The sequence below is a fragment of the Neobacillus cucumis genome (genome assembly GCF_002860255.1).
Taxonomy (GTDB): Bacteria; Bacillota; Bacilli; order Bacillales; family Cytobacillaceae; genus Neobacillus; species Neobacillus cucumis_A.
This window is the reverse complement of sequence record NZ_PGVE01000041.1, coordinates 1-25095: the sequence shown is the minus strand read 5'-3', so window position 1 is coordinate 25095 and position 25095 is coordinate 1. Positions and strand designations below refer to the sequence as shown.

20 protein-coding genes are annotated in these 25095 nt (G+C 38.1%); 5 read left to right on the top strand and 15 right to left on the bottom strand.

Annotated elements, in window-relative coordinates; genetic code table 11:
- The first annotated feature begins 136 nt into the window (after nt 1–136).
- Both CVD27_RS10020 and CVD27_RS10015 read left to right on the top strand, forming a co-directional pair.
- Nucleotides 137–349 carry a hypothetical protein gene (locus CVD27_RS10020; protein WP_101647769.1) on the top strand — a complete coding sequence of 71 codons (213 nt, stop codon included), beginning with the start codon at nt 137–139 and terminating at the stop codon, nt 347–349.
- A gap of 143 nt (nt 350–492) precedes the next feature.
- Nucleotides 493–1371, top strand: a complete 879-nt coding sequence (locus CVD27_RS10015) for an AraC family transcriptional regulator (RefSeq protein WP_101647768.1) — start codon at nt 493–495, stop codon at nt 1369–1371.
- A gap of 37 nt (nt 1372–1408) precedes the next feature.
- On the opposite strand, the gene CVD27_RS10010 is transcribed toward CVD27_RS10015, so the two are convergent.
- The 6 genes from CVD27_RS10010 to thrC form a co-directional block, all read right to left on the bottom strand.
- Complete coding sequence (locus CVD27_RS10010) at nt 1409–3538, bottom strand: ABC transporter ATP-binding protein (RefSeq protein WP_101647767.1); 2130 nt, start codon at nt 3536–3538, stop codon at nt 1409–1411.
- The gene (locus CVD27_RS10005) at nt 3538–5337 is read right to left on the bottom strand and encodes an ABC transporter ATP-binding protein (protein WP_101647766.1); all 1800 of its coding nucleotides are present in this window, start codon (nt 5335–5337) and stop codon (nt 3538–3540) included. Before CVD27_RS10005 ends, CVD27_RS10010 begins: the two co-directional genes overlap by 1 nt.
- Before the next feature lie 195 nt (nt 5338–5532).
- Nucleotides 5533–5982 carry an SRPBCC family protein gene (locus CVD27_RS10000; protein ID WP_257984319.1) on the bottom strand — a complete coding sequence of 150 codons (450 nt, stop codon included), beginning with the start codon at nt 5980–5982 and terminating at the stop codon, nt 5533–5535.
- 16 nt (nt 5983–5998) lie between these two features.
- The gene (locus tag CVD27_RS09995) at nt 5999–6799 is read right to left on the bottom strand and encodes a helix-turn-helix domain-containing protein (protein WP_101647764.1); all 801 of its coding nucleotides are present in this window, start codon (nt 6797–6799) and stop codon (nt 5999–6001) included.
- A 241-nt stretch (nt 6800–7040) separates the two neighbouring features.
- On the bottom strand, nt 7041–8402 hold the full coding sequence (locus tag CVD27_RS09990; RefSeq protein ID WP_101647763.1) for an MATE family efflux transporter: 1362 nt from the start codon (nt 8400–8402) through the stop codon (nt 7041–7043).
- A gap of 259 nt (nt 8403–8661) precedes the next feature.
- A complete protein-coding gene (thrC, locus tag CVD27_RS09985; protein WP_101647762.1) occupies nt 8662–10065 on the bottom strand; it encodes a threonine synthase in 1404 nt (467 codons plus the stop codon).
- A gap of 351 nt (nt 10066–10416) precedes the next feature.
- Here thrC and CVD27_RS09980 point away from each other — a divergent pair, with 351 nt between their 5' ends.
- Entirely contained in the window at nt 10417–11112 is a 696-nt protein-coding gene (locus tag CVD27_RS09980; protein ID WP_101647761.1) for a hypothetical protein, read from the top strand.
- 222 nt (nt 11113–11334) lie between these two features.
- Here CVD27_RS09980 and CVD27_RS09975 read toward each other — a convergent pair whose 3' ends face one another.
- From CVD27_RS09975 to CVD27_RS09935, 9 genes are all read right to left on the bottom strand, one after another.
- Nucleotides 11335–12690 carry an aspartate aminotransferase family protein gene (locus CVD27_RS09975; RefSeq protein WP_101647760.1) on the bottom strand — a complete coding sequence of 452 codons (1356 nt, stop codon included), beginning with the start codon at nt 12688–12690 and terminating at the stop codon, nt 11335–11337.
- Between the two features lie 106 nt (nt 12691–12796).
- Nucleotides 12797–14263: a CoA-acylating methylmalonate-semialdehyde dehydrogenase gene (locus CVD27_RS09970; protein WP_101647759.1), complete on the bottom strand. Its 1467-nt coding sequence runs from the start codon at nt 14261–14263 to the stop codon at nt 12797–12799.
- 51 nt (nt 14264–14314) lie between these two features.
- A complete protein-coding gene (locus CVD27_RS09965; protein WP_374703061.1) occupies nt 14315–14566 on the bottom strand; it encodes a hypothetical protein in 252 nt (83 codons plus the stop codon).
- Nucleotides 14567–14626: 60 nt separating this feature from the next.
- Nucleotides 14627–16048 (bottom strand): dihydropyrimidinase, encoded by a 1422-nt coding sequence (gene hydA / locus CVD27_RS09960; protein WP_101647757.1) that lies wholly within the window; start codon nt 16046–16048, stop codon nt 14627–14629.
- A 36-nt stretch (nt 16049–16084) separates the two neighbouring features.
- Nucleotides 16085–17371 carry an NAD-dependent dihydropyrimidine dehydrogenase subunit PreA gene (preA, locus tag CVD27_RS09955; RefSeq protein WP_101647756.1) on the bottom strand — a complete coding sequence of 429 codons (1287 nt, stop codon included), beginning with the start codon at nt 17369–17371 and terminating at the stop codon, nt 16085–16087.
- 33 nt (nt 17372–17404) lie between these two features.
- On the bottom strand, nt 17405–18781 hold the full coding sequence (locus CVD27_RS09950) for an NAD(P)-dependent oxidoreductase (RefSeq protein ID WP_101647755.1): 1377 nt from the start codon (nt 18779–18781) through the stop codon (nt 17405–17407).
- A 29-nt stretch (nt 18782–18810) separates the two neighbouring features.
- Entirely contained in the window at nt 18811–20037 is a 1227-nt protein-coding gene (locus CVD27_RS09945; RefSeq protein ID WP_101647754.1) for a Zn-dependent hydrolase, read from the bottom strand.
- 251 nt (nt 20038–20288) lie between these two features.
- On the bottom strand, nt 20289–21617 hold the full coding sequence (locus CVD27_RS09940) for a hypothetical protein (RefSeq protein ID WP_101647753.1): 1329 nt from the start codon (nt 21615–21617) through the stop codon (nt 20289–20291).
- 270 nt (nt 21618–21887) lie between these two features.
- Nucleotides 21888–23147 carry a nucleotide sugar dehydrogenase gene (locus tag CVD27_RS09935; RefSeq protein WP_101647752.1) on the bottom strand — a complete coding sequence of 420 codons (1260 nt, stop codon included), beginning with the start codon at nt 23145–23147 and terminating at the stop codon, nt 21888–21890.
- Nucleotides 23148–23528: 381 nt separating this feature from the next.
- Here CVD27_RS09935 and CVD27_RS09930 point away from each other — a divergent pair, with 381 nt between their 5' ends.
- Both CVD27_RS09930 and CVD27_RS28990 read left to right on the top strand, forming a co-directional pair.
- Nucleotides 23529–24371, top strand: a complete 843-nt coding sequence (locus tag CVD27_RS09930; protein WP_101647751.1) for a DUF7164 domain-containing protein — start codon at nt 23529–23531, stop codon at nt 24369–24371.
- 347 nt (nt 24372–24718) lie between these two features.
- Nucleotides 24719–25095 (top strand): hypothetical protein (locus tag CVD27_RS28990; protein ID WP_219621294.1); only part of this gene is annotated, 377 nt, incomplete at its 3' end.

Here is a 25095-nt window from a genome sequence, read left to right as displayed (position 1 = left end):
TTTTTATAAACCTTCCATCTTATACGAACAAGAATAATGAAAAATTTGAGGTGTATGTATTTTTTATAAAAATAAAATATTAGTTAATGAACAAAAATTATCATTAAAAAGTTTAATTTATAAAAGAGGGATACTTGTGACAAATAATCAAAACAAAAAAGCGGCAGAAGAAGCAAATCTTTCTCTTGCTGAAAAGTTTAAAGACTTGGATGCGAGGGCTTCTGCTGAAGTAAGCTCTGATTCTGAAGAGGCTAATCAGAAAATCCAGGAACAATTCTATGGAGAAGAAGAATCGAATAGTCTTCTTCCGTTCCATGTAGATGTCAATAATCCACCACTAAAAAAATAAAAAACTAAGCCGGCTTTTAACCGGCTTAGTTTGAATAAAAGAAATCTCCAGCATATACCATCCATTAAAGTGCCAAGTATATTTTTATAATTATTGAATATAAAAATTAGTAATCTATCGGTAAAGGATGTGATGCTAATTTTATGGAACTTGGCTATCTTGCTGCCACACTAAATGAGCTAACATTTTCCATCTTGTTAGCAGGGTATAAATCATGTCCGCCAAATTGGATAAAGAAGGGAAAGAAGCCTTTATATCATTCTCTTTGGTTTATTACAAAAGGAAATGGGGAAATTGTGATCAATGGCAAAAAATATACCCTCTCACCTGGAAAACTGATCGTTTTTACTCCTGGTATGATTTGCGATAAAAAAACTTCCTCAACAGAACCGCTTGAGTTTTATTTTATCCGGTTTACTCATGCAGGAGCCTTTGAGAAGAAAGATCAGTGGCACTTTAAACTTCCACAGGAGTTAACTTTTCCATTACACGGAGTTTATACGATAAAAAATAACACAGGAGTTGTTCTCTTATTAGAAGAAATCAATTCTTTGTCTAAACGAAGAGGAGCCACCACTGCCTTTAAACAAAAAATTCTCTTTCAGGAACTCTTACTTACCTTCATTCACGACTTTCATGCTCAAACTATATCAGGGGATAGCAGTCAAGTGATTGAGGAAACGATTGAATATATCAGTAAACATTATCATCAGCCTATAACATTAGATGACTTGGCAAAGATGGCAGGCTTAAGTAAAAGTCACTACTCTAGGCTCTTTAAAAAAAATGTTGGCTACAGTCCCATTGAATATTTAACTCATTTACGGATCGATCGGGCAAAGGAACTTTTGGCTCATTCGGATATACGGATTAAAGAGGTGAGTCAAAATGTCGGATATGATGATGAACTTTATTTCAGCCGAATTTTTAAAAAGGTCGTTGGGGTCGCACCTACTCAGTTTAGTGATGAACAAAAAACATTCCCTTTTTCTCCAATACAAAAGGATGGTTTAACTGAATAATAACCATCCTTTTGATTTTTCTTCAAAAAAGAACTACTTAAATTTTCACCTTCACCCGCTCCCCTTTTCTCTGATTAAGACATAAATGATAATAAGCGGATTTGTTCCTTAGCAGCTGATGATGATCCCCCATCTCTACAATTCTTCCTTTATCTAAAACGATGATTTTATCTGCATGCTGTATGGTGGAGAGCCGATGAGCGATGATTATCGTTGTTCGGTTCTTCGAAATCTTCCTTAACGTATCTTGAACAGCCTGTTCTGTTTCTGTATCGATATTTGCTGTTGCTTCATCCAGAATTAATACATCATTATCAGCAATCATCGCTCTTAAAAATGCGAGCAGCTGTTTCTGGCCGGCAGATAATACTGTTCCTTCCTCTCCGAGCATAGTTTCATAGCCTTGAGGCAGCCTTTTAAAAAAGGAATCAATATTCACAGATTTGGCTGCTCTTATGATGTCTCCATCACTGACATGCCAATGATTTAACCGAATATTTTCCATGACGGTGCCTGAAAAAACAAAAGGATCTTGTTGGATGATTCCAATGTGTTTTCTCAAATCGTTTAAATGAACCTCTTTAATATTCATGTCATCTAGGGAGATGATTCCCTTTTGATGATCATAAAACCGGTTCATTAGTTGAATGATTGAGCTTTTTCCAGCTCCTGTCGCCCCAACAATTCCAACTGTCTCTCCTTTATTTACCGTAAAGTGAATATCCTTTAATACCCAATCCTCATTTTGATAGGCAAACCAAACATTTTGAAACACGATATGCCCATTAACCTTTTCTGGAAGTCTTTTAGGCTCTACAGGATTCAATATGTTTGGCTTAGTTTCAAGTGTCTCGAATATTCGTTCAGCTGATGCCAGAGCTGCCTGTATTTGGTTGAACCTGTCTGCCAGACTTCTAAGCGGTTCGAAAAACTGCCTGACATAATGGGTAAATGCATATACTGTTCCAAAGGTAATACTCCCGTCTATTACATTTCTTCCTCCAAACCAAACTAATAGCGAAAGAGAAATATTTCCAAAAAGACCAATAGAAGGGTTAAAGATAGAATTGATGATGGTTTGACGCATTCCTGCTTTATAGTGTGTTTCATTTAAATCATTAAACATGGCCAATTGTTTTCTTTCACGAGCAAAAATTTGAATCACACTCATGCCAGAGAGATTTTCTTGTAGAAAAGAAAGAAGTTTTGAAAGAATCATACGAAGGTTCCTTTGTGAGGTACGCAATACTCTTTTGAAATAAAAGGTAACCACTCCGATGACAGGAATAACTAAGAAGCAAATTAGGGTTAGTTTTACACTCATATATAACATCATGACAAGAATACCCATTAAAATGAGTACCTCTTTTACTAGATTAACAATGACTTGTGAATACAGCTGATTGAGGGATTCGACATCATGGGTAATCCTGGTTACTAATCTTCCAATCGGATTTTGCCGATAAAAAGACATCTGCAGCTGGGAAAAATTCAAGAAAATGGCCTGCCGAAAATCATAAATTACATACTGTCCAGTAAATTGAAGGGTGTTATTTTGAAAATAAGTACAAATCGAAGAACCGGTGATCAACAAAAAGTACAGGAGTCCTAGATAAATCAGCCCCTGATAATCATTTGTCCTAAACTTACTAACTGCATTAGAGGATAAATGAGTAATCGGATAAGAATAACCACCAATCTTAATTTTAGTATGGCTATGATTCAATTGATAGCGTTCTCCCTGGTTGAATCCTTTGTTCCATCCATGTACAAGATAATAGGAATTTTTTAAAGATAGGATGGATGCTTCCTCTGCGCCTGCATCAGGTTCAATGGAAGCTGCTGATGGATCTAATCGAAAATAAACGGTATCATCCAAGATGGCTATTTCCTTATATGGGATTTCCTTTTGGTCTAATTGTTCTTTTATATGATTGGCCTTTGACTTCTGGACAGAAAGCATTGGATCAAATAATCCATTAATATTTGAATCGATCGCAACTTTAAGTATAAAGGGCTGAGCTAAGCTCGCTGCCACAATACAGCCAGTTAATAGAATGGAAAATAAAAGGAGTTTCCAATAGGGTTTTGCAAATGTGAGCATGCCAACTGCTAATTGCGTATCACCAATTTTAGGATGGTTTCCCTCTTTTATATTTCGAATCATTACCTCCTCCTTTTAATAAGAATTTTTCTCTCTTGAATGGATGGTAACTTTGCCTGAATGAATGTCAGTTCCGTTGTTTGCTGGGAGTACATTTTTTTATAAATACCATCTTCCTTTAAAAGAGACAGATGTGTACCCCTTTCCACAATTTCTCCTTGATCAAGGACAATAATTTGATCTGCTTCTTGGATGGTAGAGATGCGATGACTAATAATGATGGAGGTCCGTCCTTTCATTTCTGTACGGAGTGTATTTAATATATTTGTTTCTGTTTTTGAATCTACAGCGGAAAGGCTGTCATCAAAAATGATAATAGGTGAAGGTTTAATTAATGCCCTTGCAATACTGACACGCTGCCTTTGACCACCAGATAACGAGAGGCCCCTTTCACCTAATTCTGTATCAAATCGATTAGGAAGCTCCATAATATCAGAATAAATTTGGGCTGATCTGGCAGCATGAACAACTTCCTCATCCAAGTAGGGATAGGGGTCAAAGGCAATATTCTCTTTTATTGTCGAGGAAAATAAAAAATTGTCTTGCGGGACATAAGCAATTGAAGACCGTAATGTTTTTAACGGGATCTTTCTAATATCATGCTGATCAATATAGATGGAGTTTTTGGGGGGATTGTATAATCGTAATAGTAATTGGACTAGGGTTGATTTTCCACTGCCTACTTTCCCAACAATGGCCAAACTTGTTCCTTTTGGAATGGTAATGTTAATGTTCTTTAAAACATGGTCTTTATTTCTTGGATAGTTAAAAGATAAGTCTTTTATCCTAATATCCCCTTTTACCAGAGTTAAAGGTATCGTCCCTTCCTCATCTTTTATATCCGGTTCAGTTGATAACACTTCACGGATTCGCTGATCTGCGGCTTTTCCTTGCTGCAGGAGATTAATGACTTTCCCAATGTTTTCAATTGGGCCAATCAACATGGATAAATAAGTATTAAAAGCAACAAAATCCCCAAGCGAAATCGTACTCTTCATAACTAAAATGGAACCCATTACGATCGAGAGTAAATAACTCAGTCCAACAATGCCTTGGCTTAATGAAGTAAAAAGTGAGTTTGAACGAATTAACTGTTTATTAACCTCTACGTTTGATTCATTTTCATTTGTAAACTTCTTTATTTCTTCTTTTTCTTGTACATAGGTTTTTATTACACTAATTCCCGAACAAAATTCTTGAACACGGCTTGTCAGTATTCCTATGGCTTCTTGTACTTTTAGAGAATGCGATTGAATTTTAGTCCGAAAACGATAAGCAATAAACGTTAATCCAGGTAACGGTAATAGGACTAGAAGCGTTAAATAGAGGTTAATTGTACCTGCCATCATGAAAACAGCCAAAGAAATTAAAACAGCAGCTTCCACCATCTGAAAATATCCCTGCATCCCGATTTGCCTGAGGATATTTACATCATTTACGGCGTGGGTCATCAAATTCCCAATTCGTTGGTTCTGGTAGTAATCTGCCTGGAGCTTTTCCCAATGAGAAAACAGCTCCGTCCGCAAGTCTCTTTCCAGCATCCGTGACATTCGGAAAATATAGATTCGGCCGCTTGACCGAAAGATAAAAGTGCCAATCCCTGCAATCGTAAACCACCATGACAATTCCAGTAAACGTGAAGCATGGATGGATTCATTTTGCAGTCCATCTGTAAACTGCTTTAATAAAGAAGGAACCCATAATTGCAAAACCAATGAGATCGATAAAAGAATTGTTCCAAGTACATAATTCCATTTATGTAACACAAAATGTTCTCTAAAAATGGGACGATTTCTTTTCATTTAACCACTCCTTCATAAAGGAATATGCTTAGCATATCTTACAGTAGATTCAATCACAATGGATTTCCCCATCATTTTTCATGGATTATCATGCTCTTGATAATTAAATAACCCCTTTTGGCTTTAAAATAAAAAGGCGGCCCTCTGTTCAAATTGGAACGGTGGGCTACCTTTGTTAATGTTTCTTATATCTTTTTAATTTTTTTCTAGAATTATTTTTAATTTTTCTAAATCCTTTTTGTTTGCTTTTTTCATCATTAAGCCCATAAATGGGGTAAACAATTTTGAAAATCCTGTCGGGTTCCCCCTGTTTCGAAGCTTCATTTTGGTCACATTGGTTTCAATGGATTCCCAAGTATAAGTCGTTTCCATTGGGAATGGACCATCAGCTGTTCTCATTACAAACTTTTGGTTAGGAATAAATTCAACTACTTCGTATATATAGGCTAGTTCTTTCCCTAAAAATTGGGCCTTAAAGGCGATTTGAGAACCAAGTGTTAGCGGTTTGGGAGATTTCCACTCTACTGACTTGATATTTACATACCATTCAGGAGCACGGTCAGGATTTGATGCATACTCCGCTACTTCTTTACGTGGGGAGCGAATATTTATTTCCGTAAACACGTCAACCATATGTTCATTCACTTCCTAACAACTAAGGTTATATTCCTTGATTTTGTTCTACATAATTCTTTAATAAATTTCCTAGAAGATGTTTCCAACCATTAGTGTGCTCTTCTTCCCAGTTCTCTCGAATGATCCCAGATGCATGATGAGAAAGTTGTAACAATGTGGCCCCATCCTTATCAAGAAGACGATAGGTATAAGAACTGTTAACAGCCCCTTGCATTCCTAGATGGCCATGCAGGCGGATTTCTTCCGGTGCGTTCACATAGTAAACATTGCCCCATATCGCTCCCTGATTTTCTCCCCATTTTTCAATAAATTGTCCACCTGGTACCGGATTAAATATAAACTGAGATTCCACTCCTTTGGGCGCCAAACGGAATTCCCACCAATCACCTGCACGTTCTGTTAATGCTTTGAAAACTTGTTCACGAGGAGCATTAATTAAAACCTCTTGTTCAATTTTAAAAATTCGGCTTGTGTTTTGTTCAGTTTTTTCCATAACAATATCTTCTCCTTTAATTTCAATCATTGCTTGCAAATTTAACAGTGAATTGGCAGCGGTGCCCATGTATTTTCCTATCCAACGATTGTGCATCCTCTGAAGTGGAACTACATTGATAAAATTACGCCGATATTTACCTTCCCGCCGAATGACTACTAGATTGCCTTCCTCAAGAATGGCCAAATGTTTCATAATGGCATACCTTGTGACCTCAGGAAAATAGTCATTAAGCTCGCCTGTCGTTTTAGGTGAATCCTTTAGAATATCAAGAATTCTTCTACGAATTGGGTGTCCTAGTGCTTTAAATAATGTGGAGAGCTCGTCTTCCATTCCAACGATCCTTTCAAAATGATGTGACTTTTATACATGTGAATAAATGGTCACATATAATATGTGACCTTATGGTAACATTACTTTACAGTAAAAATCAAGTAATCCAATTCTTCCTAATTTATCCTTTTTTATTTCAAAAAAATTGTCTTTAAGGACAAGCATAAATTTTTATACACAAAAAGAGAGTGACCTAAAGGTTATACTTATGGTCCACTCTCTTTTTAACAGTTCCTATTATTTATACGTGAAGAGTCGTGCTTTCAGCAATAGGAGAAGATTTGCTCTTTGCTAATGTCCAATTGTAAGACTTATATCGCAAGGCATTTGTTAAACTTTGAAGAAAGATTAAACTACAAAAAGCCGTCCACGCGCCGGTCTGTCCTAAATGATAAACTTGAGTCAACAAAATGGTGCATGGAACAAAGAAGATCCAATTTAACAATAAGGAGGTCCTAGACAAAAAGGTCGTATCTCCTATTCCTCTCAGCCCACCGGCAAATATTATACTGGTTCCACTAAATAATAAAATAAAAGATGCTAAATGGATGAGGGAAACGGATGTCAGATACACGGCAGTAACTGACGTGTATAGTTTGGCAATCGGTAAGGCAAATACAAATAAAATAATTGAAATCAATAACATAAACCCTAAACCAAGGTACACGGTTACTAGCCCAAACTGTTTCGCCTCCTGCGGGCGACCTTTGCCAATTTCTTGACCAATACCTACGGTAGAAGCCGCTCCAAATCCATTGGCTGGCATGAATCCAAAAGAAAGAATGTTTAGCGCAATTTCATTGGCTGCAATAGCCACTGTCCCAAGTCGAGTAATACAGGCGGTAAACACCAGCATTCCCATACTATTGGACAACTCTGTAATCCCTAGTTTCGAACTTTCGAAAAGCAGCAATCGAACCTGCCGTCTCTCAATTGGAACCCAAGTGAGAGTAAAATATTTTTCATTAAGGAACCGGAAATAGACAAGTAGATTCAGTAGAAACGTAATCCCTTCTGCGGCAACCATACTCCAGCCTGCTCCTTGTAGTCCTAAGTTTGGAAGGCCAAACTTACCGTACGCTAACGTGTAGGTAAAGAACACCACAAGGGCACTATTTATTAAAGAGATATTCATTGGTGTACGGGTATCACCCGTTGCCCTCATATAGGCATAAAAAATAATATTAAAAACGGTAAACATCATAGCAAACATTCGCACTTGGACATATGGAGTCCCAATTTTTAAAATCTCTGTGTTTGAGCCCATGACTACTAGTATAAAATGAGGAACGATAAAACTAGCAACAAATAAGAGAATCGCCTGAAAAACCGCTAAGATTAAAGCAATTTGCATTCGCTGATTTCCCAATTTCATATTTTTGGAACCATAGTTTTGTGCTACCAAATAGTTAATGGCCCCTTGATTACCAGAAAACAATGCCCATAAATTATACATTAAAACATTCGTAATCCCTACTACTGCAATGGAGGCAGCACCCAGCTTTCCAATGATCATCAAAATCAATAAACCTGTAACCGTCATTGATGAGAAAGTGGCAATCGATGGAATAGCTAAGCGCAGAATTTCCTTTATTAGTTTCATATTCTAATCCCACCGTCAATTAAAATGGTAAATGCATTGGTTTTTATGTAATATCAATCCTTCCTGAAAGCGCTTTTTATCTGTTAAAGTTTAAATTATTTTAATCTTTAGATATATAGGCAAAATGCACAAAAAAAAGGAAGCTATTTATGCAAGTTGTAATTTAACTTACTTTTATAATTGATGATCGTGAGAAGTAAAAAAATCCCCTTACGCTAAACGCGTAAGAGGATTTTTTTGTATCATTCTATTGCCAGATTTATTGAACTGAATAACTAAAAAGCTTTTCTAATTTACGAGTAATTTCATCTTTGTCCGCCTCAACCACTTCTAAAAACTGTGGTTTATCAAACAATTGAGTGATTTCCTTCGGGAATGTTTGATCAATGTCACAACGCTCAATCGATTCATTAAATTTAGCCGGATGAGCTGTGGCAAGTGTTACACAAACCTCACTAGGGTCATTACATGATTCATAGGCAGCTACACCGCAAGCAGTATGTGGATCCAATAAATAACTTGTTTCACCATAGTACTTGCTAATGGTTTGTAAGCATTCTTCCCCTTCTACGCCGTGTGCCGCAAAATCCGATTGAACTTGCTCGAGAAGTTCCTTGTTTACAACGATTTTTCCTTCGGACTTGAATTTCTCCATTAACTCAGAAACCGCAATTGGATTTTCGTCAAGCAAATAATACAGATAACGCTCAAAATTGCTGGCTACTTGGATATCCATCGATGGGCTATAGGTGCTTCGGAACTCACCAGGCTGATACAATCCATTATGAATAAAACCTTCTAGGATATTATTCTCATTTGTTGCTACGATAAGTTTACCAACCGGTAGACCCATTCTTTTTGCAAGATACCCAGCAAAAATATCACCAAAATTTCCAGTCGGTACACTAAAGTTAACACTCTTTATGTCTTTTTCTTTTTTCACTTGGTAATAAGCATAGAAATAATAAACCGTTTGCGCCAAAATACGGACGAAGTTAATCGAATTAATGGCACGAAGATGATACTTATTTTTAAATTCTACATCTGCGAATAATTCCTTTATGATCCTTTGACCATCATCAAACGTTCCTTCAATGGCTAAATTTAAAACACTTTCATCATCCACTGTTGTCATTTGTAATTCTTGTACTTTACTTACCTTACCATGAGGATGCAAAATACAAATTCGGATGCCTTCTTTTCCTCTTACTCCTTCAATAGCTGATGCACCCGTATCTCCTGAAGTAGCGCCAAGGATATGAATGGATTCACCCGTCTTTTTTGATACATAGGAATATAAATTCCCTAAGAATTGCAAAGCAATATCTTTAAAAGCAAAAGTCGGACCATGGAATAGTTCAAGGACATACATATTCTCTTTTACCTTTTGAACAGGCGTTACCTCTGGGTGGCGGAAGGTGGCATAGCTTTTTTCGATTAATGCCTTTAGTTCAGCGTCGGGGATTTCACCATCAACATAATATGAGAAAATTTCGTATGCCAATTCCTGATATGAAAGCTCTGACATGGCTTCTAATTTTTCTGCCGGAATGTACGGGATATTCTCTGGAACTAATAGTCCCCCGTCATTTGCCAATCCCATTAAGACTGTATCAATAAAACCAATTTTATTTACGTTTCCACGTGTACTAACAAAGTTCATAGCTTCCTCCAAGTATATGCTAAAAGTTTTACTATCTTGTTGTAGAATAGATTAATTTTTACACCGTTAGATTACTATACCATTTTGTGCTTTTAAATATATAAAATTTATTTTAAACATAATTAAGCGAATAGTCTATAAATTTCGTTTTAGAATGAAAAATTTTTGTCTTTTACATTTTTCGATAGTAGATTTCCTCATAATTACTCAACAAATAGGAGGAACCATCACATTTCATAAGAAAGTGACGACGAAAACTACTCATTATTATAAAGGAAGAATCAAACGGATATGGAATTATACTCATACAGGGAAATTACCCTTGGAACAAATCGGAAAGGTTGTGAGTGAATGAGACTTTCAGATGTACAGCCAAAGAAAAACTTCAGCTACATCTTCGTTCAATTTCCAGGAATGAAAATGAATGTCCCAATGCTCTCGAGCGGTGAGGGAAAGGCGGTGAAGGAAGATGTTGCTTTATGTGTCCAATTAAACAGTAAACAAAAGGTTAAACAACTATACTTTGTACATACACAAAGTATAAAACCGTTTGATTTCACTGATGAAGGAATTGGAGCTAAGGCATATTATCGCGTCATCAAACAAAAAGAAAACTCTCATGACTCACACACAAATGAGGATTTCATCACGGTTATTACAGATGAAGTAGAAATTGTACAGAAGAAATCTGATACAGGATATAACTTTATCTTAATGTTAAATAAACGTGAAATCGGAATCGTCGCTTCGGTTGTAGCAGAAGTGGTACAAACAGAGAAACGAACATTGCAGCCTAATGAACAAGCGAACGAATCTGTCACTGTAATCACAAATAAAAAGAAAGATAAGGCTTCCTCTGTTAGGAGGGTTAAAAAGAGGATCTTCTCTGGAGGCCATGCCTTTGAGAAGTATATAGTTACTGAGCCAATCCGAATGCTTTTAGAGGACGTTAAAAGAAAAGTTACGATATTTTCCCCTGCCGCATTAGATTTTATTGGTCCAGGTGATCAGAACCAACGAATTTTAAATATAAGGAGGTGTGGATGAGAATTATCCATTATGGAACTGACAACTTCATACAGGGAATCGAAACAAAAGGATTAAAAGGATAATCCGTTTCGATCGAAAAATTCTTATAAATACTATGGAAAGGATAATTAATTGCCAACCAGGATGTTTCACTTAAAATATACTTTATTATGATAAAAGACTTAACCACCGGGGTTAAGTCTTTTTTACTTTACCTACTTTCTCCAAATGTATACATCTTTAGTACTTATTCATAACCTCTTTTATCGTTGTCACAATAAACGCCAAATCATAATCAGTGGAGGACAACGGCGGTGATAAAGTTAGAATATTATTAAAACCTGCTACAGTTGCCCCATTTTTACCAATAATCAATCCCTTTTTCTTACATTCGGCAATGATATGATCAATTCTGGCAGGTGTTGCCGGTTCCTTCGTTTGTTTGTTTTCAACCAGTTCTATCCCCAGCAGAAAACCAAAACTGCGAATATCTCCAACAAGAGGATGTTCCAATAGTTCATTCAATTCTTGTCTTAACTGTTTACCCAATGCTTGAGCGCGTTCTACTAGATTTTCTTTTTCGTAAATTTCTATATTTTTTAATGCCAAGGCACAAGCCGCGGGGTTGCCGCCAAAGGTGTTCACATGTCTGAAATAACCGAATTCATCAGAGCTTTTGAACTTTTCGTATACATCTCGACGAACAGCAGTGGCCGATAATGGAAGATAACCGCTGGTAAGCCCCTTTGCCATTGTGACAATGTCAGGTTTGATGTCAAAGTGCATGTGACCGAATTTTTTCCCGGTGCGGCCAAAGCCACAAATGACCTCATCTATGATAAGGAGGACTCCATATTTTTGGCAGATTTCCTTTACCTTTTTCATATAAATAGGTTCCGGGACAAGGACGCCTCCACCGGTGATGACAGGTTCCATAATAAGGGCTGCAATGGAGTCTGTGCCTTCCCAAATAATTGTTTTTTCAATTTCTAAAGCGCAATTTAGATTAAACTGTTCAACTGTTTGCCCTTCTGGACGACGGTAACTATCTGGAGGACTGACATGAATAAACCCTGGAGCGAGTGGTTCGTAATTAAATTTCCGCACTGCCTGCCCTGTGGCAGCTAAAGCCCCCATTGAGTTTCCATGATAGGCTCGATAACGTGAAATAAATTTATAGCGGCTTGGGTCACCATTTTGCATGTGATATTGACGGGCGATTTTAAAGGCGGTTTCATTAGCCTCCGACCCACTATTGGAGAAAAATATGACATACTCTCCTTCTAGCCATTCATTCAATTTCTCTGCCAGCTGGATAGCCGGGAGATGACTTTGTGATAGTGGAAAGTAGGAAATGTTTTTTAATTGTTCGTAAGCTGCCTGCGCTAACTCTTCTCTTCCATAACCGACGTTTACGCACCAGAGTCCTGACATAGCATCTAAGTATTTATTGCCGTGGATGTCGGTAATCCACGAACCTTTTCCTTCCACAGCGACGATTGGTGAAGCTTCTTCTTTATAGGGAGTCATATGATGCCATAAATACTGCCGATCTTTTTCGATCCATTCATTATCCTTATTATTGATTACTGACATCGACCTTCGTCCTTTCTGTTTCTAAAGTAATCCATCTATTAGAGGTTCCTTCATTTACCCGTTGGTTCCCTATTTCGGACAATGAACTCGTCTATTTATCTTCCGTCTATTCAAACCGAGCGGTCAGCATTTTTTTCCTTGTGTAAAATTCTATTCCGTCGCAACCATTTGCATGTAAATCGCCATAAAAGGAATCTTTGTATCCAGAAAATGGGAAGAAGGCCATTGGTGCAGGGACCCCAACATTTACCCCGAGCATTCCTGCATCGATGTTTTCCCGGAACTGTCGCACGGAAGAGGCACTATCAGTGTACAAACATGCACCATTGGCAAATGGTGATGCATTAGCTACATCAACGGCTTCGGTTAAATCCTTTACTCTGATAATCGAGAGAAGTGGTGCAAAAATTTCATCCTGCCAAATTTTCATCTCTTTTTTAACGTGATCGAAAATAGTTGGTCCCATGAAGAAGCCAGGTCCGCTCACCGCTTCATCCTTACGTCCGTCACGGACAAGCGCAGCACCTTGTGCAATCCCTGACTCGATATAATCGATGGTACGGGTCTTGTTTTCTTCGCGAATGACGGGTCCAAGGAAAACACCTTCAGTAAGACCATTTCCAATTTTGATCTCATCAGCTAAAATAGATAATCGCTTGACTAATTCATCGGCTATACTTTCTTCCACCGCAACCACAGCTGCTGCCATACAACGTTCGCCTGCTGAACCAAAGGCTGCATTTGTAATCTCTCTTGCCGCAAGATCCAGGTTTGCATCTTTTAACACAATGGAATGATTTTTTGCACCAGAAAGCGCCTGGACTCGCTTCAGATTTGCTGTTCCTTTTTTATAAACATATTCGGCAACAGGCTGTGAACCGACAAATGAGATGGCCTTGACATCCTTATGCTCGAGCAGTCCATTGACCACATCATGTGCCCCATTGACAATATTCAGGACTCCGCTTGGCAATCCAGCTTCTGTCATTAATTCCGCCAGGCGGGCAGCAAGAAGTGGTGTTCGTTCGGATGGCTTTAACACAAAAGTATTTCCACTCGCAATTGCAATGGGAAACATCCAGCAAGGGACCATCATGGGAAAGTTAAATGGAGTAATTCCTCCTACAACCCCCAGAGGATATCGATACATGCCAGATTCTATATTTGTAGCAATATCAGGGAGCTGTTTGCCCATCATTAAGGACGGTGCACCTGCAGCAAATTCTACACACTCAATTCCACGCTGCACCTCGCCCATTGCTTCTGAGAGAGCTTTCCCATTCTCAATCGTGACAAGCTTCGCAAGTTCATCCCAATGATCTACAAGCAGTTGCTGATACTTAAATAATATTCGAGCCCGCTTTGGAACAGCGGTCTGTGACCATGATTTAAAGGCCTCTTTCGCAATGTCAACAGCATGATCGACGTCTTCTATTGTAGAAAGCGGTATTTCCGCTATTGTCTGGCCAGTAGCCGGATTGACCACTAGTTCTTTTTTATCAGATTTTGAATTGACCCATTCTCCTCCAATGTAATTCTTTAATTGCCTGAATCCTTCTGTGAAAATAGTCATTTAAACAGTCTCCTTATTTTTTATCCAGGTATGCCAAGCATAGCGTCGCTGTCAAGATTGACGGTTTTGTTGTTGAATCAATCTTACGGAAAAATACTTCCGGGCTGCAGGTGTCAAAATATGAATGGTTTCCGTTTCCGTTTCCTTTTCATCATTGCTGTCTTTTTTCTCAAATAAAACATAGGCTCCGCTTAAATTTTCCGTAATCGTTTTAATTTGAAATCCTTTTTGAATATAATAATCCACGAGATCTCTTTCTTCTAAAAACTGCTGATATTCGGACATTTCTGTTACTCCTTCCACTCCATACCTAAGGGAAGGGTTAAGAATCCGTTCGTCCTTAACCCCTCTTGGCTTGCAAACTTAAAATGTTAGAGTAGTACTTTCATGTTCAGATTTTTTATCGGATCCATATTTAGCGCGTTTTAAAAATTGTCCAGAACCAGGTTTTCCAACGAACTGTTTATCACGGATAACAAACTCGCCGCGTGATAGGACCGATACAGGTTCTCCCGTTACTTTCATTCCCTCAAATGCATTATAATCAACGGCCATATGGTGGATATCAGCTGAAATAACACGCTCTACAGTTGGATCGAAAATGACAATGTCAGCATCTGCTCCAATCGCAATGGTTCCTTTTTTTGGATACAAACCAAATAATTTAGCAGCCTTTGTTGAAGTAATATCGACAAACTGATTAATGGAAATTCGCCCTTTATTAACCCCCTCAGAGTAAAGAATACTAACGCGGTCCTCTATGATTGGTCCGCCATTTGGAATTTTTGAGAAATCTCCCTTTCCGAGGTCCTTTTGACCAACGAAGTCAAAGGAGCACTGATCAGAACCTAAGGTTTGCAATTGTCCGGTTTTTAAGGCATTCCATAACTCGGCTTGATTCCATTTTTCACGTAGAGGCGGGGACCAAACGTACTTGGCTCCTTCAAAATTTGGTTTCTCTAAGTAGGATTGGTCCAAAACCAAATACTGCGGGCAGGTTTCTCCCCAGATATCAATGCCTTTACTCCTCGCCTCGGCAATTTTACGGGCAGCTTCTGCGCAGGAAACATGGACCACATAAAGTTGAGATTTAGCTAATTCTGTTAAGGTTGCTGCTCTGCCAGTAGCTTCCGCTTCTACTTCAGGCGGTCTTGTCAGTGCATGAAAAATGGGGTCCGTATTTCCATCTTCTAAAGCTTTTTTCACTAAATAATCGATCACATCGCCATTTTCTGCATGAACCATCACGAGAGCGCCAAGGTCTCTAGCCGCAATCAAGGTTTTAAAAAGTGTTTCATCATCCGCTTGGAACTGATTTTTATATGCCATAAATACCTTCAGTGACGTAATGCCCTCTTCTTCAATCATCTTGGGCAGCTCAGCTAGCTTTTCATTATTCATTTCTACTATTTGCAGGTGGAACCCATAATCAATAACAGCTTTATCTTTTGATTTTGCGTGCCAGGTATCAACGGCACTTTTTAATGTGGCTCCTTTTGTAGTTAAACAAAAATCAATAATGGTTGTCGTTCCGCCAAAGGCTGCGGCAATGGTACCTGTTTCAAAGTTATCCTTTGTGACGGTACCGCCAAACGGCATATCCAGATGGGTATGAGGGTCAATTCCGCCAGGGAACAGGTAACAGCCTTTTGCATCAATCACTTCTGCACCAACAATAGGCAGATTTTCTCCAATTTGCGTGACGACTCCATTTTCAATACATACATCTGCACGATAGGTATCGGCAGCCGTTACGACTACTCCATTTTTAATAATTTTTATCATGATAACCCTCCCCGTTCTATTAAAAAATTGAATCTATTATTTTTTTACACTATTGATTTCACAAGAAAGTGCTCCTAGTGCTGCTTGACGTTCATTCCATGTCATCGGCGGCAGCTCACTTGGTAACTCAATCATGTCAATTGCCCCTTCTACCGGGCAAACGATGGAACATAAATTACAGCCGACACAGTCCTCCTCTCTTACTTTGAGGATGCTGTTTCCGTGTTCATCCTTTCGCATTTCAATACATTGATGGGAAGTGTCCTCACAGGAAATATGGCATTTATTGCAATTAATACAAACATCATTATTGATTCTGGCAACTACACTATAATTCAAATCAAGGTTGCCCCAGTCCGAATATTTCGGTACCGATTGACCAACTAAATCCATGACAGAGGCAATTCCCTTTTCATCTAAATAGTTATTTAATCCTTCGATCATATCCTCGACGATTCTAAATCCATGGTGCATAGCTGCCGTACATACTTGAACACCGCTTGCACCCATTAACATGAATTCGACTGCATTTTGCCAGTTTGAGATTCCCCCAATACCAGAAATCGGGATATTAATCTTAGGATTTCTAGCACACTCCCCGACCATATGTAACGCAATCGGTTTAACTGCAGGCCCGCAATATCCTCCATGTGCACCTTTCCCGGCAACATGGGGGATGGTGTTCCACGAATCAAGATCCACCCCTGCTAAACTATTAATCGTATTAATTAAACTAATTGCATCTGCTCCACCCTTTACTGCTGCCTCGGCTGTAGCCGTAATATCGGTTATATTGGGGGTGAGTTTTACGATTACAGGTGTCTTAGCTGCCTCCTTTACCCAATAGGTTTGTTTTTCAACCAGAGCAGGTACTTGGCCTGAAGCCGATCCCATCCCTCGTTCAGCCATTCCATGAGGGCACCCAAAGTTTAATTCAAGCCCATCGACACCAACAGCTTCTACTTTTTTTACTATTTCATGCCATTTTTCTTGCTTTGGCTCCACCATTAATGAGGCAATAATTGCGTGATTTGGGAAACGCTTCTTTGTTTCGTATATTTCTTTTAGGTTGACCTCCAGAGGGCGGTCAGTAATAAGCTCGATATTATTAAAGCCAGCTACTCGTTGCCCATTAAAACTGACTGCTGCAAATCGTGAAGTAGTATTGATAATCGGCTCTCCTAAAGTCTTCCAAACAGCACCGCCCCAGCCTGCCTCAAAAGCACGTTGGACCTGATATCCTGAGTTAGTAGGGGGTGCTGAAGCTAACCAGAATGGATTCGGTGATTTTATTCCAGCTAAATTAATCCTTAAATCTGCCATCATCCTGCCTCCTTTTAAATTTTTTATGTGGACTTATGCTGTTTCAACTTCCGAAGGCTTCAGTATTTGATGTATAGAATAAGCACTTTCTTTCCCTTGTTGTACGGCAGTTACGACCATCGCATCCCCCTTTAGTCCCTTTCCATAAATGACATCTCCACAGGCAAACACTTTCGGATTAGTTGTCTGATAGGTAGTGGGATTTATTTTCACTACTCCACCGTTATGCTCTAAAGAAAACTGTTCGATCAGTTCGACATACCTGGATTGCCCATTTGCTTTAATAACCGCATCGACTTCAAGGATAAATTCAGTTCCTTTGATTGGAACAGGGCGCCGGCGTCCATCCTCTCCGGGTTCAGTTAGCTCCATTTTGATACATTCAATCCCCATTACATTCCCTTGCTCATCACCTACTATTCTTACAGGTGCTGTAAGCCATCGGAATTCCACCCCATCTTGTTTGGCGAATTCATATTCAAAATCGTAAGCAGTCATTTCCTCCCTCGTTCGTCTATAGAGGATTTTTACATTGTCAGCACCGAGACGAACTGAATTGGTTGCGGCATCGATGGCTGTGTTTCCTGCACCTATTACAGCAACCTTCTTTCCCAGAAGATTACTCGAAAGTGGTTTTGTTTTCGTTTCTTTTACAAATTCGATCGCATCAAATACTCCTGATAGATCCTCACCAGTTATCCCTAACGTCGGAACTTTGGACATGCCAATCGCAAGAATGATAGCATCATAATCTCTCAGGATTTCTTCTACCCCAATATCTTTACCGACTTTTGTTCTGGTCCGGATTTCAACATTTAAACTCTCTATTTGCTTCACTTCCCAATAGGAGATAGGAAGCGGTAATCTAAATGGAACAATTCCATAGGTATTTAATCCTCCTGCCTTTTCTTCAGCCTCAAAAATTGTCACCTCATACCCAAGCAGTGCAAGTTCTCTTGCAGCAGACAACCCTGCTGGTCCCCCGCCAACAATCGCCACATTTTTCCCATTTTTCTTCCCAGAACTAAACAGGAATTGCTCATTATGAATGGCCCAGTCCGTTGCATAACGCTGCAGGTTACCAATCATGATTGGATTGGTAGAATGGTTTAAGACACAAGCGCCCTCACATAATTCCTCCGTTGGACAAACGCGCGAACAACTTGCACCAATTGGATTTGCCGTAAAAATGGTTTTCGCAGATCCTTTTAAATTGCCAGTAACAATTTTTTTTATAAATGACGGTATATCAATTCCAGTTGGACAGGCCTTAATACAAGGTGCATCATAGCAATAGAGACATCGATTGGCCTCTTCCACCGCTTTCTGTTTGGTTAAAGCAGGAACTATTTCCTGAAAATTCAGACTTAGATTTTCGGACGAGAGTTTTGACTGATTAGCTGCACCCAATTGCAATGACCTCCTTCAAATATAGATAATCAAAATGAAAGAACCGTTTCCAGCAAGACATTTACTCCCTTTGCGCAATCTTCCCAAGTGGTAAGTTCCTCTTCACAATGACTCTTTCCATTGATACTTGGAACAAAAATCATAGCAGTTGGAATATAGCTTGACAGGAATTGAGCATCATGACCTGCACCGCTATCCATTCTTTTATAGGAGTAGTTTAATGACTTAGTAGATTTCTCTAATAAATCACATATTTGTTCATCAAATAATACGGTTGAACGATCCCATAATTTCTCGGTTCGAATTTCGCAGCCCTCATTAGCATGTGATTGTTTGAGACCTAGGATAATCTCTTCCACTTCCTTCATCACCGATGGTTCTTTGTGCCTAGCTTCTAGTGAAAAAACGACTTTATTAGGAATAACTGTATGAATGTTAGGGAGGACATTCATTCGACCTATCGTGAAAACTAAATCCCTATTAAGAGCACTAAGCTTTTGCCGGGCTTCACTAATTAAGTTATTTGCCGCAAAAAGCGCATCCTTTCTCATGTCCATTGGAGTCGTGCCGGCATGATCCGATTCCCCTGTTACTTCGATTTCGTAGCAAACCATCCCAAGTACACATTCCACTACTCCGATGGATAAAGATTCCCGTTCAAGAATCGGTCCTTGTTCAATATGTAATTCTAAAAAGGCGGCAGCTTCTTTTAAACGGGATTCCTCTTTACCAACATAACCAATGGACTTTAATGCTTCTCCAAAAGTAATGCCATTAGCATCCTTTTTCTTTAACATAGTAGGTTTATCGAATTTACCTGACAATATGCCTGATGCCATCATCGATGGTTCAAATCTGGCTCCTTCTTCATTTGTGATATTGGTAATTATTAGAGGAATCCTTGGCTTAATATTATTTTCAACTAAAGAACGAGCAACTTCCAAACCAGCGACTACGCCTAGTACGCCATCAAACCGGCCTCCTTTTTTAACTGAATCTAAATGTGAACCAATCACTAGCGGAGGCTTATCTTCAATCCCTGCTAATGTCGAGTAGATATTCCCCAAATCATCAATTTCAACCGACATCCCTAACTCTTTACAGCAAGAACAAAAGTGATCCCTTGCTAAACGGTCCTCTTCCGATAAAGCCAACCGCGTTACACCATTATTTTTGGTCCGCCCGAAATTTGCAAATTTTTCAAGTGTGGATTGTAATCGTTCGCCGCTGATTAATATTTTTTGTTGTTCCTTCATCTAGTTCATGCCCCTTTCATTTATACCGGTATGCGCTATGATTTTTTTATTTTTCAAGTAGCGGCCTAATATGATATTCCTCCTAATAAAGATGGCCTATTGTCTTTTATATGTCTTTAAATTAAGTACTAGATTGATTATCTTCCTTAAACCTCGCACATTCCATTATATGGTAAGTAAATCTAACATATTAATTTACGAAAACGCCAACACCCATTACATATTTCTCTAGGTTTCTTCCCAGTTTATGGTTAGGGCTTTAACAAGTATGGATCCATTCTTTGTTCTTCTTTTTCATTCACTAGTTTTGCTAATTTTGTATAATCGATTTCGTAAACAATTCGGGGCCGCCCTTTTTGATTCATCGTTTCTTTCCCAATGATTCTGGCAATATTATTTTCACATAAACTTTTTAAAATTCTTGCTGCATGACGTTCACTCGTATTCATCCCAATACTTATTTCCCTAGTGGTAATTTCTTTCTTTTGAATCATTGATAACCATGCAAAAAATTTTCGCAGAGTTAGAGAATTTTGTTTATTATCGTTACTTTTTTTCAGAGGATAATTCACTGTTTCTCCCGTTCCAAGTGGTCCGTAAATCCTTTTTTCTGCGTCGATTAAAAAACTGCTCCCTCTTTTTTCTCTGATTGAAAATTCAAGAGCATTTCTTGCATTATAAGCCGCACTTTCTGCCGTATCTGCATAACCAATACCAAGATTAACGGTAATACGTTCGTTCATTTCTTTTAAAAATGTAAAGTCTCTTCTTCTTTTTGTTACTTTTTCAAATACACCGCGAGTTGTGTAAAGCGTAATGATACCGCTATCCGATAAATTAGTACTTGAAAACAGGAGGTTTCCAAATTCTACAATTTTTTGTTTAATCAAATGACAATCTTTACTTAATTGTTCATTTCGTTCCCTTTCTTCGTAAATCATCTGAAATTGTAAGACCGTAAATTGGGCTTCCTCTTTTTTTTGATTCTGTCCACTTAACATCGCTTTGCATAATGTGTCTCGGATATTTGCGTTTGTGTGCTTCATTAGAAAAACGGGTACATTTAACAACTTTAATCTTTCATATACAGAATTTAGAGTGGTGGCAACAACATGTACTTTTCCTTGTTTGAATAATTTTATGTGATAGTTAGCTAATTCATCACTATCCACTGGAACTTCCTTAAATGTAATTAATTCATAGGGTATTCTAGAGATACCCATTTCCTCATAAATCTCTTCTATAGAATGGGGCTCGATAATATCAAAACTAATAATAGGGTAATGATGGTATTTCTCGTAAATCTCTAATAAAGTTCGATAGATATCAGAGCCTTTAAAAGGTATATAGTAGGAGATGACATTCAAGGGGAGATCCTTTTTTGAAATAAAAAAAGGTGTGGGACCAGCAAAAATAAAAATATCCTTCGGTTCTTGGTGTTCCCGAACTAATATTGCTGATTCCTCTACCTTTTCGTAGATAATTGATTTAGTTTTAAGTTCATTAAACTCCATAGCAATCTTACTTATTTTATTAACTAACGGCTCTGGTCCGATAATGAATACATGAAGTTTGATCATTATCACCTCCTGTTCAACATAATAAATGCATTATTTGTTGTGTCTTAAATAATTCGTTAAACTATTATCTCTAGTAACTTTGAAATAATCCACCGCTTTGAAATATATGCTCACATTGAAATTTATGTAAACGGATACATTTTAGAACAAAAAAACCTGAACCCTTTTTATGGTTTTAAGTTCAGGTTTTTCAAAAGAAAAATTTTCTTGTCCAAATTGAGGCTATTTTAAATCTAACGCTTTATTTTGAGTAAAGGAGAATTTCAGGATTTACAACAAAACAATATTGTCAAACCCTTTATAATCCTTCGTGGCATTTCGTGTGTCAACAACAATCTTGGATTCTTTAACGATCTCTTCTATGGGGAGGGTGGAGTGGTCTGTTAAAATCAAGCTGCAATCAACTTCTTGGAGAATTTCAGGGGTAATCTCAGTTGAATGATATACTTCATTATTTATTGTTATGCTTTCAATATAAGGATCAAAGTACTTTACTTTAGCTCCCTTTTCAATGAGCTTAGCCATCACTTCTAACGCCTTGGATTCCCTCATGTCGTTAACATCTTTTTTATAGGTAATCCCAATAACAAGGAGTTTTGCTTCCTGAAATGGGATTCCTAAGGTATTTAACGTCTTTTCTATTACAAATTCAGGCATTCTATTATTAATCGATTTTGCCATTTCAACCATATCCATATTTACATGATATTGCCGTGCCTTCCACAATAAATAAAGTGGGTCTACAGGTATGCAGTGCCCTCCGATTCCTGGTCCTGGATAATAAGGAGTGAAACCAAATGGCTTGGTACTACATGCCCTGATTACCTCCCAAATATCTACTTCCAATTCATTACAAACGATCGCCAATTCATTCATGAAAGAGATATTAATGAGCCGTTGTGTATTCTCTACAAGCTTGCTCATTTCTGCGATTTTAGGAGATGAAACAGTTATTACTGTTTGAAAAATAGATTCATAAATCCCCCTGGCTTTTTCAGTACAATTAGGAGTAACCCCCCCAACGATCTTAGGTATTTCCTCTAGCTTAAATAGTTTTTGTCCAGGGTCGATTCTCTCCGGGGAATACGCAATATAAAAATCACTCCCTATATCAAATCCTTTAGCACTAATGGCTTGGACTAAAATTTCCTCCGTGGTTCCTGGATATGTTGAACTCTCCAATACCATTAATTGTCCTTCCTTAAGAAATGGAACAGAGTTCTCGACAGCCTTTTCGATAAAAGAAATATCAGGGGTATCGTCTTCTTTTAGAGGTGTAGGTACACAGAGAATGATGGTATCTGACTTTTCAATTACCTGATAAGAATTTCCTGCATGAAAATTACCCGTTTCAACCATTTTCATAATCTCTTCGTCACTAAAGTCACTTAAGTAGCTTTTCCCCCTATTGATTGCCTCTATCTTTTTCACATCATAATCAATTCCATAAACAACATGTTTTTTTTGTAAAAATAATTTCGCCAAAGGCAGGCCGACATAGCCCAGCCCAATTATGACAATTTTACTCAAAGTATGTTACTCCTCCTCTAAATTAATTTAGAATTAATGGTTTGATTATTAAACCCACTACATTTATGCTTTCTTACAATTAGAGTCGGTCCACATGGTCAGGAATAAGAAAAGTGAATTGATAAGAAGCACAAAAGTCATATTCGCCCGATTGATTTCACACTTTCAAAACATAGTATGGGTTAAGAAAAAAAAAGAAACGGCGTTTGGACATAGTTTTTAATACAAAAATTAAAAACCTTTCTGTTTAGGAAAGGTTTAGAAACATTAGCCTATTGATTTGAAGCGTCTATACCATTTGTTATATGCGACATATCTTATAAGGACAAAATGTAATAAATCTAAGTCTGTGCTTAATGGAATAAAAAAGGAGTGAAGGAATTGAAAAGAGCCGTTGTTGTATTTTTGGAAAATAAACGTCCATTACTATTACAATTCTCGTGGCTTTATACATCTCTTAAATATATTAAATCCAAAGACACCGATCTAGTTGTTTTTGGGACGGACGATGCACTTGAAAAAGTCCCAGATGATTGTATTAAAATTCCATGTCCCATCGCAACAGAACCTCCAGAATTTGTAAAATATTTCAGGATAAATTCAAATTATTACTATACTAAACCGGAGGTAAGCATCTTAAATCAATACGATTACATTTTTAAAACAGATGCTGATACGTTTTTAACTCCAGCCTGGAACAGCTTTTATCCAGAACAATATACGACTGGAAAAGGCGGGTATGTCAATTCGATGGAAGTTAGGCAACACTTAAAACGTATTACAGAACTTCATGGTTTAAAGCATCAGGGCATCCATAATATCGGTGCAACTCATTACGGGAAACCAGAAGATGTTATAAAAGTTTCCCAAACAGCAGTTGAAATTGCAAAATATTTGCTGACAGTGGAGTTTAAGGACGATCCTGGAAAATGGCCAGGATGGTATGGTGGTGTAGCGAATATGTATAGTAATGAGATCGCTGTTAATGGTCATATTGAAAGCTTTACAATAGATAGACTAAACATTGATTTTCCAAGCACTTCTCCTGAAACAACTGACCGCCATGTTCATATCCATTGCTATCACACTAATCATATATTTTCTAAGTTTGCTATGGAAAAAGGGAAATATAATGATATAAACCCAAATGATTTGGATCTAAACATTGTAAGAGATTATTGTTTGTTTATTGCTCTTAAAGCTCAAAAAGAATTTAACATTTAAAATTAATGGTATATAGTGATAGCACCTACGCTTCCTAACTTCTAAACATTCACCTTTTTAAAGAGATAGTTTACTACTATCTCTTTTTTTATTATACAAATAACAATTAATACCTGAAACTAATGGTGATTACCAGATTTTTCTGCACTATGGCAATAACCTATTTTCACTTTTTTGAGTATTATTACTTACGATTTATGGACCGCATTCATAGGATATAAAAAAGTGAATAGGGGTGGCATCTTTTTTGTCAAACCAAAACAAATGCAATTGCGGTAAAGATATATGCCAATGTTCTTGTATGTCTGAATCTGAAGGCATACACGATTGTCACGAATCAAAAGGCCATGAAAAACCGCCTAAACCGAAAGGACATGCTGGTCCTCCTAGACCAAAAGGACATACTGGTCCTCCGCGAGAGAAGTGTCCTTCGGGACCTCCGGAACCGAAATGTCATCCGGAACCGAAATGTCATCCGGAACCGAAATGCCATCCGGAACCGAAATGCCATCCGGAACCGAAATGCCATCCGGAACCGAAATGCCATCCTGGACCTCCTGGACCTAAAGGGCCTCCTGGACCAAAGGGAGACACCGGGCCTCGAGGACCTAAAGGTGATACTGGTCCCCAAGGGCCTCAAGGTAATCAGGGGCCTCAAGGTAAAAAGGGACCTCAAGGTAATCAGGGGCCTCAAGGTAATCAAGGACCTCAAGGTAATCAGGGG

Bases quoted from the DNA above. Each gene is read 5' to 3' on its own strand.
- preA (WP_101647756.1), bottom strand. From the start codon at position 17,371: ATGGCAGATTTAAGGATTAATTTAGCTGGAATAAAATCACCGAATCCA.
- CVD27_RS10010 (WP_101647767.1), bottom strand. From the start codon at position 3,538: ATGATTCGAAATATAAAAGAGGGAAACCATCCTAAAATTGGTGATACG.
- CVD27_RS09990 (WP_101647763.1), bottom strand. From the start codon at position 8,402: ATGAAACTAATAAAGGAAATTCTGCGCTTAGCTATTCCATCGATTGCC.
- CVD27_RS09940 (WP_101647753.1), bottom strand. From the start codon at position 21,617: ATGATCAAACTTCATGTATTCATTATCGGACCAGAGCCGTTAGTTAAT.
- hydA (WP_101647757.1), bottom strand. From the start codon at position 16,048: ATGATAAAAATTATTAAAAATGGAGTAGTCGTAACGGCTGCCGATACC.
- thrC (WP_101647762.1), bottom strand. From the start codon at position 10,065: ATGAACTTTGTTAGTACACGTGGAAACGTAAATAAAATTGGTTTTATT.
- CVD27_RS09995 (WP_101647764.1), bottom strand. From the start codon at position 6,799: ATGGAAGACGAGCTCTCCACATTATTTAAAGCACTAGGACACCCAATT.
- CVD27_RS09970 (WP_101647759.1), bottom strand. From the start codon at position 14,263: ATGACTATTTTCACAGAAGGATTCAGGCAATTAAAGAATTACATTGGA.
- CVD27_RS10015 (WP_101647768.1), top strand. From the start codon at position 493: ATGGAACTTGGCTATCTTGCTGCCACACTAAATGAGCTAACATTTTCC.
- CVD27_RS09945 (WP_101647754.1), bottom strand. From the start codon at position 20,037: ATGAAGGAACAACAAAAAATATTAATCAGCGGCGAACGATTACAATCC.
- CVD27_RS09980 (WP_101647761.1), top strand. From the start codon at position 10,417: ATGAGACTTTCAGATGTACAGCCAAAGAAAAACTTCAGCTACATCTTC.
- CVD27_RS09975 (WP_101647760.1), bottom strand. From the start codon at position 12,690: ATGTCAGTAATCAATAATAAGGATAATGAATGGATCGAAAAAGATCGG.
- CVD27_RS10005 (WP_101647766.1), bottom strand. From the start codon at position 5,337: ATGAAAAGAAATCGTCCCATTTTTAGAGAACATTTTGTGTTACATAAA.